The sequence below is a fragment of the Vibrio sp. J502 genome (assembly GCF_025397955.1).
Lineage (GTDB): Bacteria > Pseudomonadota > Gammaproteobacteria > Enterobacterales > Vibrionaceae > Vibrio > Vibrio anguillarum.
Map to the genome: position 1 here is coordinate 2522822 of NZ_CP104554.1, position 12308 is coordinate 2535129.

Consider the following 12308-nt stretch of genomic DNA (forward strand, 5'->3'; position numbering starts at 1 on the left):
ACTCAAAATTTCAAGCCGCGTCTAAGACCTTCATTCACATATCATTTACGCTAATTACTTCAAGTTAACCTAATGAAGGTCATGTGATATGCCTACCATGAATACCGGAATGCTGATAAAGCTTGCGATCTGCTTTTTGCTGCCCATCGGTGTTTTACTGATGCCCATTGATGCAATACCGATTGATGACTTAACCTTAATTCAACATCGATTACTGGCTATTTTTTTATTGGCTGCTCTGCTTTGGGTATTGGAGCCAGTTCCTGTATTTGCCACCTCCATTTTGATCATTGCGCTCGAATTGGTGATGATTTCAGATAAAGGCTTGCATCTCTTTCGTTCGCCCCCCGCTGGGCATGATATCGGCGAGTTAATGAAGTACACCGATATTTTCAGCGCTTTCTCTTCACCGATTATTATCTTGTTCATGGGCGGCTTTGCACTGGCGATTGCTGCTTCTAAATATGAATTGGACAACAACTTAGCCCGAGTTTTACTCAAACCTTTTGGTACTCAACCCCGCTTTATTATGCTGGGGCTAATGTTGATCACTGCGGTATTTTCTATGTTTATGTCCAATACCGCGACTACTGTGATGATGCTGGCGCTGCTCGGGCCGATCGTCGCTTCAGCTCCAAAAGGGGATTTAGGCATCAAAGCCTTAGTGCTCTGCATTCCGATTGCAGCGAACACCGGTGGTATTGCCACGCCTATCGGTACGCCACCCAATGCGATCGCGCTGCAATATCTCACCGGAAGCAATAGCATTGATTTCTTTTCTTGGATGATGATGGGCTTGCCGTTTGTGATTATTCAGCTCACGTTAGCTTGGTTTTTGCTACAAAAACTGTTTCCCTCTTCAGAAAAACAGATGGTGCTGAAACTAAACGGAACATTCCAAAAAAATTGGCGTGCAATCGTGGTCTACATTACTTTTGCTGCCACCATAGTGCTGTGGATGACCACCTCTCTACACGGCATGAACACCTATGTGGTATCTATTATTCCTTTGGCGGTTTTTACACTCACCGGCATTATGGGTAAAGAGGAACTGAAACAGATCAACTGGGACGTCTTATGGCTAGTGGCTGGCGGGATAGCGATTGGAATTGGGCTAGATAAAACAGGGCTCGCTTCAGCATTAGCTCACGCGATTGATTACAGTTCTCTATCGCCTATCTCGGTCGTCATCACCCTGTCGCTCGTTTGTTGGCTCATGGCAAACTTCATGTCCAATACCGCGACCGCTAACTTACTCATGCCGATCGCCGCCGCAATTGGCACATCCATGGAAAGCTTGGCCAGTATTGGTGGTATACAAAGTTTGTTAGTGGTTGTCGCCTTTTCTGCCTCACTGGGTATGATTTTACCTGTCTCAACACCACCGAACTCACTGGCCTATTCTACCGGGCTTATTGAGAGTAAAGACATGGCCAAAACAGGTCTGATTATTGGCGTTGTTGGCTTGTGCATTGTCTATGCTGCCGCGCTATTACTGACCTAACCTTTGGTCACTGCGACTTGCATTGAGCGTCAAGACTGAATGCAAGTCGCAAGATGAATCATCTCTATCTAAAACTCAGCAAAAATGACTCAACTGGATGAGTAATAATCGAGCGCGATCATATTAATCAACATCATATTTTCGTAGGATTAGCCTGTTTTAGTTATTCATTTATCTGAAGAACCATGAAAAGACCTCATCATTTGGCTGCAAATAAGCACAGGTGCCGTTAATTCATCTTTTTTCCGTTCTGATCTATCGACACGCTGTTGTCAAACCGTTCTAGGGGCATAACCCATGAGACATACCATCAAATTTAAAATTCAAGTGGCGATCGCCATTATCATTGCGATAGTCAGTGGTGTACAAGCTTGGATCTCCGTCAGCCAACTGCAACAGGAGACGACTCACGCCATCAATAGTGAAATGGAAAATGTCAGTCTCGCCACCAGCCGTTATATCAGTGATTGGCTCGGGATCCGTAGCAATATGATGTTGGCCAATGAATCTTTTATCGCCAGTAATGACAACGCAGATCAAGCGCTACTGGTCACCAAAAAAGGCGGTGATTTTCTTTCTGTCTATGCTGGCTTCAGTGATGGCACCATCGCTTATGGTGATAAAACCGAAGATTGGCCAAGTGATTATGATCCAAGAACGCGCCCTTGGTATAAAGATGCAATGGCACAATCCGGGCTTATAATTACCGAACCCTACCAAGATTTTGATGGCAGCATCGTAGTCAGCTTCGCCAAAGCCTTTAAAGGTCAAAAACAAGGTGTACTCGCCGCCGATTTAACCGTAACCAATCTCATTAAAGAGGTACTGAGTGTTAAACTCGATAACCAAGGCTTTGCGTTTCTGGTTGATGGCAATAACAATATTGTCGCCTATCAAGATGAAGCCTTAAGCCAAAAACCTTTAACCAATTTAAACAACGAATTAGATTCCCAGCATATGGCCAGCTTAGCTAAAGAGAATCGCGTTGATACTATTGTTTGGCCAAAGCAAGGCAACAAATTAATTTACGTCTCACAAATACCAAATACCGATTGGTTACTGGGCATTGTGGTGGATAAAGAGATGGCCTACGCCTCGGTTTCTGAGCAGATCACCTTTACCGCCATTGCCTCTTTAGTACTCTACATTATTATCGCCAGCATCAGCACTTGGGTTGTAACCCGCTTACTGCAACCACTGCAGGTATTGTCGAACGCTTTAGCGCAATTAGCGCAAGGAGAAGGTGACCTCACCCAACGCATCGACATTCGACGCATGGATGAAATCGGTGAATTGGCCGAGAAAGTGAATCTCTTTTTAAGTCAAATGCAGGAGATGCTGAAAGGGATCGTCAGCCGTAGCCAACAACTTTCCCAGCAAGCACAAGATGCCAATGACCTTTCTGCTCAAGCTTCCATGCGAGTTGAGCACCAACAAAATGATGTCAACCAAATAGCCACCGCGATTCACGAGATGTCGGCTACCGCCGCTGAGGTGGCTAGCCATGCCGAACTGACCGCTAGCGCGTCACAAGCATCGGCCTCAGCTTGTGATGACGGGCAGGCGGTTATCAAAAAGAATCGAGATTCCATTACTCACTTAGCCAATCAGGTCGATAGTGCGGCCAAAGTGATCCGAGAGTTGGAGAGCAATGCTCAAAGTATCAACCAGATCCTATCCACCATTCAAAGTATTGCCGAACAAACCAATCTGTTAGCACTCAACGCAGCGATTGAAGCGGCCCGCGCAGGTGACCAAGGCCGTGGTTTTGCTGTGGTCGCCGACGAAGTTCGCGTGCTCAGCCAACGTACACATGGCTCAACGGAAGAGATCCGCACCATGATTGAAACCTTGCAGCGCAATACTCAACATGCGGTCGAGAATATGGAAGCCAGCACCAAACTGGCCGACCACAGTGTTGACTATGCCGAACAAGCTCACGACAGTTTAGTGCGGATCACGCAAGCCATTACCGAGATCAATGATATGGCCTTGCAAATTGCCAGTGCCGCTGAAGAGCAACGAGCCGTCAGCGAAGACATTAGCCGCAATACACAAGGTATCAAAGACGCTTCTGATGACCTTGCTAGTCAAACTCAGCAGAGCAGCCACAGCGCTCATGAAATGCATTTATCGGCAGAAGCCATGCGTAACGATATTCGCCGCTTCAAAGTGTAAATCCTCTTGGCTTGCCTCTTTTAATCACATTGAGGCAAGCCCATAAATTCCCTTTGTTTTCCCCTAGCGCTTAAGGCATATTGAGATCCTTCCCTCGTTCAAGGATGTTTACATGGGCTACGAATGGCTCGCGCTTGCTGCCGCGTTTCTTTGGGCAGTAGCCAGTTTACTGTCTGTTACTCCCGCTCGCCATTTAGGAACCTTTGCTTATAGCCGTTGGCGGATGGGCTGTACTTCTCTCATTTTAGTGAGCATGGCGTTGGCAACTGGCGGCTGGGCAACGGTAAACAGCGAGATGGTAACACCCATGATGTATTCGGGGTTGATTGGCATATTCATTGGCGATACGGCGCTGTTTGCGTGTTTAAATCGCATGGGGCCAAGACAAGCCGGTTTACTCTTTTCCTGCCATGCCGTTTTTTCGGCCATTCTCGGCTATTTTTTATTCAGCGAAAGCATGAGCCATGCAGAGCTAGTGGGCGCGACTTTTGTCTTTTCAGGCGTTCTAACGGCCATCTTTTTTGGCCGCCGAGGGCAAAATCATAATGCATTGGAAGCAATTAAAGGCCGAGTATGGGTTGGCATTGCACTTGGCCTTATCGCGGCTCTATGCCAAGCATTGGGTGGGATCATCGCCAAACCTGTGATGCAAACGGGGATCGACCCCATCGCCGCTTCCGCGATTCGAATGCTCACCGCTTTCACCGCACACTGCTTACTGTTGGCTACTGGTGCAAAATTAGCACGCGCCACTCAAGCCATTACGCTGCCCATTTTTACCATTACTGCCATCAACGGTTTTCTTGCGATGGCGGTCGGAATGACGTTAATTCTCTACGCACTGCGTGAAGGCAACGTGGGTATGGTGGCCCTGCTCTCCTCAACCACGCCCATCATGTTGTTGCCTATTTTATGGATGTATACCAAACAGCGGCCCAACCGCTTCGCTTGGTGCGGCGCACTGTTTGCCGTGCTTGGGACGGGAATTTTAGTTTATTAAATGGCGCTAAAAAGGCACCGATGTTGATCAATAGGCTACCTTTATAGGCATTGATAGGGAGAATCATTGATCTTAACCTACTGCAATCGCTTCAAAGTGTAGTAAAATTACGCTAATTTCTGTTTAAGTTACTTTGAATTTGACGAGGTCATAACTATGTCAGCTAAGAAGCCAATGGCTTTAGTAATTCTTGACGGTTGGGGTTACCGTGAAGATAACGCACACAACGCAATCAGCAATGCACATACTCCAGTCATGGATAGCTTAATTGCAAACAACCCAAACACTCTGATTTCTGCTTCTGGTATGGATGTAGGTTTACCGGATGGTCAAATGGGTAACTCAGAAGTCGGTCACACCAATATCGGTGCTGGTCGTATTGTTTACCAAGACCTGACACGCATTACTAAATCAATTCTTGATGGTGAATTCCAACAAAACGAAGTGTTAGTCAACGCGATGGATAAAGCCATCAAAGCGGGCAAAGCGGTTCACCTATTGGGGCTAATGTCGCCAGGTGGTGTTCACTCGCATGAAGATCATATCTACGCTGCCGTTGAAATGGCTGCTGCCCGTGGCGCTGAGAAAATCTACCTCCACTGCTTCCTTGATGGCCGTGATACGCCACCACGCAGTGCCGAAGCCTCATTGCAACGCTTCCAAGACCTATTTTCTAAATTAGGTAAAGGTCGTATCGCCTCACTGATTGGTCGTTACTACGCCATGGATCGCGATAACAACTGGGAACGCGTACAAAAAGCTTACGACCTATTGGTTGAAGCCAAAGCAGAATTTACTTTTGATTCCGCCGTGGCAGGCCTTGAAGCCGCTTACGCACGTGAAGAAAATGATGAATTTGTTAAAGCGACAGAAATCAAAGCTGAAGGCCAAGACTCTGCTGCGATTGAAGATGGCGACGCCGTGATTTTCATGAACTACCGCGCCGACCGTGCACGTGAAATTACTCGTGCCTTCATACCAGATTTCAACGGGTTTGAACGTGCGAAGTTCCCAGCAATTGACTTTGTGATGCTAACCCAATACGCCGCCGACATTCCTCTGTTGTGCGCATTTCCACCAGCATCACTAGAAAACACCTACGGTGAGTGGCTATCAAAGGCGGGTAAAACTCAGTTGCGCATCTCTGAAACAGAAAAATACGCGCACGTCACCTTCTTCTTTAACGGTGGTGTTGAGAACGAATTCCCAGGCGAAGAGCGCCAATTGGTTGCTTCACCTAAAGTGGCAACTTACGATCTGCAACCGGAAATGAGCGCGCCTGAACTGACTGAAAAACTCGTTGCGGCAATCAAATCGGGTAAATACGATGCGATTATCTGTAACTACCCGAACGGCGATATGGTTGGTCATACTGGTATTTACGAAGCGGCCGTGAAAGCATGCGAAGCGCTTGATGAGTGTATCGGAAAAGTGGTTGAAGCGATTAAAGAAGTCGATGGCCAGCTACTGATCACAGCAGACCACGGCAATGCAGAAATGATGGTGAACCCAGAAACAGGGGGCATTCATACTGCTCATACCAATCTGCCAGTGCCGCTTATCTACGTCGGTAACAAAGATCTTAAGCTAAAAGATGGTGGTAAGCTTTCTGACCTAGCACCAACGATGCTTGCTCTATCGAACATGGACATCCCGGCAGAAATGTCTGGTCAAGTGTTGTTTAAATAACTCACCAACCACGTAATGTTGAGCCTCGATAAATATCGAGGCTTTTTTTTCGCCCAAGAACTCGATTTGATTGCAAGTTTTGACATAGGGCTTTCGCCTCGCGGATGGCTTTGAGTATACTGACTCACTAATTTGTCGATAGAGACTTGAAAACGGATGAGAAACAAGCCTTCACCACACCCACTTACTATAACGACTTGGTGGCATGCACTTAGCCTAGTGATGGTGTTAGGGCTAGCTTGCCTCTCCAGCTCACCGTTAATGGCTGCCACACAACAAGAGCTAAAAGGGGTGAAAGGCGAAATTTCTCGTCAGCAGCAAGCGTTAAATAATCGACAAAAAGAGCTCGATTCGTTGCAAAATGCGCTTAAAAAGCAAGAAGTGGGTATTTCAAGTCTAGAAAATCAGATCAAAAACACCAAATCAGAATTAGTAGTGGCTAACGCTAATATCGCTAAACTCAAGCAAAAGATCACGGCCTTAGAAACACAACAAACACAACAAACCGCCAAATTAGCTCAACTGATCAAAACCTATTACGCCACTCAGCGAGCGACAGCCTCATCCAACATACTCAATAATGGCGTGGAAGAAGATCGCATCAGCCAGTATTACCAACACTTGGCGAAGGCGCGCAGCCAAACCATCCAACAGCTTGAACTTACGCAGACAGAGCTCAATGAAAGTGAAAAACAGCTACAACTTGAACGAGATCAAATAGCCTCGCTTTTAGAGCAACAGACCCAAAAGCGCGACACGTTGGCAAAAACGCAGTCAGAACGACGCAGTACAGTGGGTAAAATTCAAAAAAGCATTTCCGGTGATAAAGTCTACTTAGCGGAATTGCAACGCAATGAAACGCGATTACAAGCGGAAATCGCCAAAGCAGCAAAACGTAACGCTGTACTAATGGATGGGTTAGCGCCGCAAAAAGGCAAGCTACCTTGGCCAGTCAAAGGCAAAATCCTACATGCTTTTGGTACACGTCAAAGTGGACAAATTGATTGGAAAGGCCTAGTCATTGACGCCAATTATGGTCAAAACGTCAAAGCGGTTTATTCTGGCACGGTCGTGTTTGCTGAATATCTACGTGGTTATGGTCTGGTGGTTTTGCTCGATCATGGCAAAGGCGATATGACCTTATACGGCTTTAACCAAAGTTTGCTCAAAAAAGAGGGCGATAAAGTCACCGCAGGTGAAACCATTGCTTTAGCAGGCGACACTGGCGGTCAATCTCAGCCAGCGCTCTATTTCGAAATTCGTCGCAACAGTAAAGCCGAAGACCCAACACGCTGGCTCAGTCGCTAGCAAAATACATTCATCACCCAGTTAATCCGGGCGAGCGTTAGTGTGATGAATAGTACGCTTCTACTTGAGTAATGAATTGGGTCAATTGTCTTTTATCCAACGAATTAATACCCGCCGCCGCTTCTCGCCCGCCTCCGGTTGCAAAGGCGCTGCATAACCTATCCGCTCCCTGTTTATTGGCTAATGGAGCACGTAGCGAAACGGTATAACCACCCGATGAATTTACCGTTAAAACCATATGTGCCGCAGCGGGTGCTTGATTGGCTAGCCAATTACTAAACACACCACTCACTCGCTGTGATGATGCACAGTCTGGCAGCTCGTATACGCTCAAACAGGCACTTTTATAGATAGGCTCTAACGACTGAGCAAGCTGCATATCTTGCTCATAAGCGTGCTGCAAATGGTAAAAAGGGGAGTTGTCATCCTTCATTAAATCAAACGGCGAAGGGTAAACCAGCAAGGCTTGGTACAAATCAGCAGGGTGATAATGAAGCTGCTCTATCGTCTCTCCATAACCGTTATAATTAATCAAAGTGCCTAAGTTTTTTAGTTGTTCGGCTTGAGTGGTCGTTAGCCCTGCGTTGCGCGCTAAAGTATCCGCTTTAGCAATCAAATTATCGCCATAAGCTGCCACAATCGCCCACTCATGGAACGGACCACCTAACCACTGATCAATAATTAATGCCGTACAAGTATTAGGGTCCAAATCAATATGGGCGTCAAGCAGCGGAGTCTCGGGGATTGAGCCTGCATAGTGATGATCGGCATAAAACACCGTCACCCCCACCGCAAGAGCCTGCTGTAAAGGTCGCTGATTCTTCTCCATCGAAATATCTAACACGGTCAGACTATCTCGGGATTGAAGATTAAGACGCTGGAGTAATTTGATATCACGCTTAACCCCAGTAACTAGGGTCGTCGTGCGAGGGTAAGCAAGCCGCAGCTGAAGAAGAGAGATGATGCCATCAGCATCACCGTTAAAAACGTCATAGTGCATATCAACACCACCCTTAGAGATGTATAGCTAAGAAGCTAACAGCTTCAAAGGATTAAGAACAATACTCAAAGGTTATAACTAAGCACAGATTATGATGCGTGCATCGCCCGCACACCTTCCTCTAATAATAGAAGCTGTTCAAGACCTTGTTCCGTTGCTTTGGGTTTAACGACTGCGATCATCTGTAGCATGCCTTGATGAATCACTTGCTCGGTGATCTGCGTTTTGGAAAACATCGCTGACTGATAACTCAACCAACACGAGGCCGTCATATGGAGAGTGGTCACTAAAGATTGCATATCTTCTTTTCCGACAGACAGCAATTTCAGCTCAACAAAAGCGTGCATAATATTAATGAGATTAGTTTGCAGCTTTTCTTGTACTTGAATGTACTCACCATGTAGTACTTCATCACGCTGCAGGATTTCCGGTAAATTGGCATAGAAAAAACGGTATTTCCACATCAAAGTGAAGATCGAATCAAGATAATGCTTTAACAGAGTTAAGCTTTCGCGCTGTGCCGCAATCGGCTGAAAACGTTCGAGTAACTCTGCTGAATAGAGAGCAAAAATATCACGAACAATTTCTTGTTTATTACGAAAGTGATAATACAAATTACCTGGGCTGATTTCGATATGTGCTGCGATATGGTTAGTGGTCACCGTTCTTTCACCATGTTCATTAAACAGCGCTAATGCAGCATAAACGATCTTATCTTTGGTCTTCATCTTGTCTTATTACCTCTTTACTTCTGTGAACCTGCTCCTATCAAATAACAGGATGAGAGTGAGAAACGGTGCATTATCGGCGATAAGGCACCGCAAACCTATTATTGATGGTACGGTTTAGACAAGGCGTGCACCGCATCAACAAATATGCCCGCATTTTCCGGTGGCACATCTAAATGGATACCGTGTCCGAGGTTAAAGACATGGCCCGTTCCACCATGGCCGAACCCTTCAAGAATGGTCGCCACTTCTTGGCGAATACGATCATGCGGAGCATAAAGCATGGAAGGGTCCATATTGCCTTGCAGCGCCACCTTGTCACCGATACGCGCTTTGGCGTCGGCAATATTGATGGTCCAATCAAGCCCTACAGCATCACAACCCGTTGCAGCAATCTGCTCCAGCCACATGCCACCGTTTTTGGTAAACAGAGTGACGGGTACGCGGCGACCTTCATTTTCACGAATTAAACCATCCACAATTTTGTGCATATACTGTAGTGAAAAGAGGTTGTAGTCGCGCGGCGTCAGTACTCCGCCCCAAGTATCAAAGATCATAACAGACTGAGCACCCGCTTTGATTTGTGCGTTGAGGTATTCAATAACACTGTCTGCCAGTTTATCGAGCAAGGCGTGCAGCACGCTAGGATCGGCGTACATCATTTTTTTGATCTTAGTGAAGGCTTTTGAGCTGCCACCTTCCACCATATAAGTCGCGAGTGTCCATGGGCTGCCTGAAAAACCGATCAATGGAACTTCACCTTGTAGATCTTTGCGGATCTGGCGTACGGCATTCATCACATATTGCAGTTCGCCTTCCGGATCCGGTAAGCCAATTTTATCGACATCGGCTTTACAAGTGATCGGGCGTTCAAACTTTGGCCCTTCTCCCGCTTCAAAATACAAACCCAATCCCATGGCGTCAGGAATGGTTAAAATATCAGAAAATAAAATAGCGGCATCTAATGGAAAGCGGCGTAATGGTTGCAATGTCACTTCAGAAGCTAGCTCTGCATTTTTACACAGCGCCATAAAATCGCCGGCTTCGGCACGCGTTGCGCGATACTCTGGCAGGTAACGTCCCGCTTGGCGCATCATCCATACAGGGGTGCAATCGACAGGTTGTTTTAACAGTGCACGCAAGTAGCGATCATTTTTTAATTCAGTCATTCCGTCTTCCAATTTAAAGCTTGTTATTTTTTGTGGCGTTATTCTAGCACTGAATAAGCGCCAAAAACGGTGTGCTTTGCAAGCGAGATCATGTTATTAACTTTTAAATCAATGGTTAATTTGCAAGCAACCTTTAACGGTGTTAAAAATTTGTTCGCTAGCGAAAACTATAATTATAAACTGAGTACTCTGTACTCGGCATCTCATAACGACATCTTACTTACCCCCTCCTTCACCGGAGGTTTTTTTTTAGCAATGCGGCAGTGAATCTTTCTCGATTTCGCTTAACGTGTGCTCTATTAATGCTCTGGCTATCGTCCCTTCGGGCGCAACGGGAGGCAAAGCACTTGCTAAAAACCATTGTGCATCACTCAATTCACTATAGTCGGGTTTTATCGTGCCAGAGTCATATTCCGCCACAAAGCCCATCATCATACTCGATGGAAATGCCCAAGGCTGACTACCAAAATAGTGAATATTTTTCACATGAATCCCCGTTTCTTCAAGCACTTCACGTGCCACGCATTGCTCTAACGTCTCCCCGACCTCCAGAAAACCAGCAATGACGGTATACATGCCGTTACGATGCCTTGGGTGCTGGGCCAATAAAATTTTATCCTGATTTCGTACCGCGACAATAATGCAAGGAAAGATACGCGGATAATGTAACGTTCGACACTCAGAACATTGCATCGCCAATTGGTTATGGTTTAGGTAATTTCGCCCACCACATTGTGGACAAAAACGTAACGTTTGACTCATGTGACCATATTGAAGCGCTTTGCTGATCGCCAAAAACAGTTCTGGTTTGAGATGCAACAATTCGCGTAATGAAGTCATTTCTCGCTCGCCATCAAGATCGGCATCATTAACCCACATCACTGGGTAACCATCACAACTATCTACCACCACCGCTTTTTCTAAAGGCAGGGAATATTCACCCGCAGATCCTAGCGGTAACTCACCATTTATGGTCCAGATCTCACTTCCGGAAACTACACACCAATAAGCGATTTTTGTATCACTATTTTTCAACATGTTGCGACCTCTCTTCTTGCAGTTACCCCATTTTACTGGCAATCTAAATTCATACCAGAATTTGTAACGTTCCAAATTTAGTTCTATAAATTCTAGTAAGGACAATGAGTTGTATCTACGAAGTGCAACCCTACGCAAAGGAAACGGTCACCAGCTTTGTGACCCGATCATGAGGGCATGGTCATGCTAAAAAAACTAAAACGCACACAAGAGCAATGGGGCGGTTACAGTGACGTTATTGATCACTGGTTAAACACGCGACAAACCTTAATTGTAGAGTATTGCAAATTAGCCGCGCTGCAACCTTGCACCGCCAAAACGAATGTTAACGGGCTTCCCTCGCCAGAAGAGCTGCAACGTTTTTGCCAGCAACTGGTGGATTATATTTCCGAAGGCCACTTCAAAATTTACGATATGGTAATGGATAAGTGGCGTGCTACTGGCTTTGAGGCCACCGATGAAATTAACCAAACTTACGGTAAAATTATTGTTACTACCGAGCCGTTACTCAATTTTACAGATAAATACGCGGCAGTGAGTGATGAGGATGATCTCGAAAACTTTGACAACGACCTTTCGCTAATTGGTGAAATTATTGAGGTGCGTTTTGGAGTGGAAGATAGTTTGATTCAACTTATCGCGGACAGCTTGGCTATCCCTCCGGGTGCTTAATATTGAATATTTGGATGTAATC

General features: G+C 45.9%; 10 protein-coding genes. 6 read left to right on the forward strand and 4 right to left on the reverse strand.

Translation table 11 applies throughout. From position 1 onward, the window contains the following. The first annotated feature begins 88 nt into the window (after positions 1–88). The 5 genes from N5E84_RS11655 to N5E84_RS11675 all read left to right on the forward strand — a co-directional run bounded on the left by N5E84_RS11655 (position 89) and on the right by N5E84_RS11675 (position 7679). Positions 89–1504, forward strand: coding sequence for an SLC13 family permease (locus N5E84_RS11655; RefSeq protein WP_064624225.1), 1416 nt, complete (start codon positions 89–91; stop codon positions 1502–1504). 297 nt (positions 1505–1801) lie between these two features. Next, on the forward strand, positions 1802–3682 hold the full coding sequence (locus tag N5E84_RS11660; protein ID WP_019282806.1) for a methyl-accepting chemotaxis protein: 1881 nt from the start codon (positions 1802–1804) through the stop codon (positions 3680–3682). Positions 3683–3794: 112 nt separating this feature from the next. Further along, complete coding sequence (locus N5E84_RS11665; RefSeq protein ID WP_013857940.1) at positions 3795–4682, forward strand: DMT family transporter; 888 nt, start codon at positions 3795–3797, stop codon at positions 4680–4682. 156 nt (positions 4683–4838) lie between these two features. After that, positions 4839–6371, forward strand: a complete 1533-nt coding sequence (gene gpmM, locus N5E84_RS11670; protein WP_019282807.1) for a 2,3-bisphosphoglycerate-independent phosphoglycerate mutase — start codon at positions 4839–4841, stop codon at positions 6369–6371. Positions 6372–6593: 222 nt separating this feature from the next. After that, positions 6594–7679 carry a murein hydrolase activator EnvC family protein gene (locus N5E84_RS11675; protein WP_231494664.1) on the forward strand — a complete coding sequence of 362 codons (1086 nt, stop codon included), beginning with the start codon at positions 6594–6596 and terminating at the stop codon, positions 7677–7679. Positions 7680–7716: 37 nt separating this feature from the next. Here N5E84_RS11675 and N5E84_RS11680 read toward each other — a convergent pair whose 3' ends face one another. The 4 genes from N5E84_RS11680 to nudC all read right to left on the reverse strand — a co-directional run bounded on the left by N5E84_RS11680 (position 7717) and on the right by nudC (position 11611). Next, positions 7717–8679, reverse strand: coding sequence for a hypothetical protein (locus N5E84_RS11680; RefSeq protein ID WP_019282809.1), 963 nt, complete (start codon positions 8677–8679; stop codon positions 7717–7719). A gap of 89 nt (positions 8680–8768) precedes the next feature. Next, on the reverse strand, positions 8769–9407 hold the full coding sequence (locus N5E84_RS11685) for a TetR/AcrR family transcriptional regulator (RefSeq protein WP_013857945.1): 639 nt from the start codon (positions 9405–9407) through the stop codon (positions 8769–8771). A gap of 101 nt (positions 9408–9508) precedes the next feature. Continuing rightward, entirely contained in the window at positions 9509–10576 is a 1068-nt protein-coding gene (gene hemE / locus N5E84_RS11690; RefSeq protein WP_010318957.1) for a uroporphyrinogen decarboxylase, read from the reverse strand. 249 nt (positions 10577–10825) lie between these two features. After that, the gene (gene nudC, locus N5E84_RS11695) at positions 10826–11611 is read right to left on the reverse strand and encodes an NAD(+) diphosphatase (protein ID WP_170889804.1); all 786 of its coding nucleotides are present in this window, start codon (positions 11609–11611) and stop codon (positions 10826–10828) included. 180 nt (positions 11612–11791) lie between these two features. Here nudC and N5E84_RS11700 point away from each other — a divergent pair, with 180 nt between their 5' ends. Further along, positions 11792–12286 carry an Rsd/AlgQ family anti-sigma factor gene (locus tag N5E84_RS11700; RefSeq protein WP_019282811.1) on the forward strand — a complete coding sequence of 165 codons (495 nt, stop codon included), beginning with the start codon at positions 11792–11794 and terminating at the stop codon, positions 12284–12286. Positions 12287–12308: the final 22 nt, after the last annotated feature.

What these genes read in the sequence shown, in the direction of transcription:
- N5E84_RS11655 (WP_064624225.1), top strand. Translation starts at nt 89, where the DNA reads ATGCCTACCATGAATACCGGAATGCTGATAAAGCTTGCGATCTGCTTT.
- N5E84_RS11660 (WP_019282806.1), top strand. Translation starts at nt 1,802, where the DNA reads ATGAGACATACCATCAAATTTAAAATTCAAGTGGCGATCGCCATTATC.
- N5E84_RS11665 (WP_013857940.1), top strand. Translation starts at nt 3,795, where the DNA reads ATGGGCTACGAATGGCTCGCGCTTGCTGCCGCGTTTCTTTGGGCAGTA.
- gpmM (WP_019282807.1), top strand. Translation starts at nt 4,839, where the DNA reads ATGTCAGCTAAGAAGCCAATGGCTTTAGTAATTCTTGACGGTTGGGGT.
- N5E84_RS11675 (WP_231494664.1), top strand. Translation starts at nt 6,594, where the DNA reads ATGGTGTTAGGGCTAGCTTGCCTCTCCAGCTCACCGTTAATGGCTGCC.
- N5E84_RS11680 (WP_019282809.1), bottom strand. Translation starts at nt 8,679, where the DNA reads ATGCACTATGACGTTTTTAACGGTGATGCTGATGGCATCATCTCTCTT.
- N5E84_RS11685 (WP_013857945.1), bottom strand. Translation starts at nt 9,407, where the DNA reads ATGAAGACCAAAGATAAGATCGTTTATGCTGCATTAGCGCTGTTTAAT.
- hemE (WP_010318957.1), bottom strand. Translation starts at nt 10,576, where the DNA reads ATGACTGAATTAAAAAATGATCGCTACTTGCGTGCACTGTTAAAACAA.
- N5E84_RS11700 (WP_019282811.1), top strand. Translation starts at nt 11,792, where the DNA reads ATGGTCATGCTAAAAAAACTAAAACGCACACAAGAGCAATGGGGCGGT.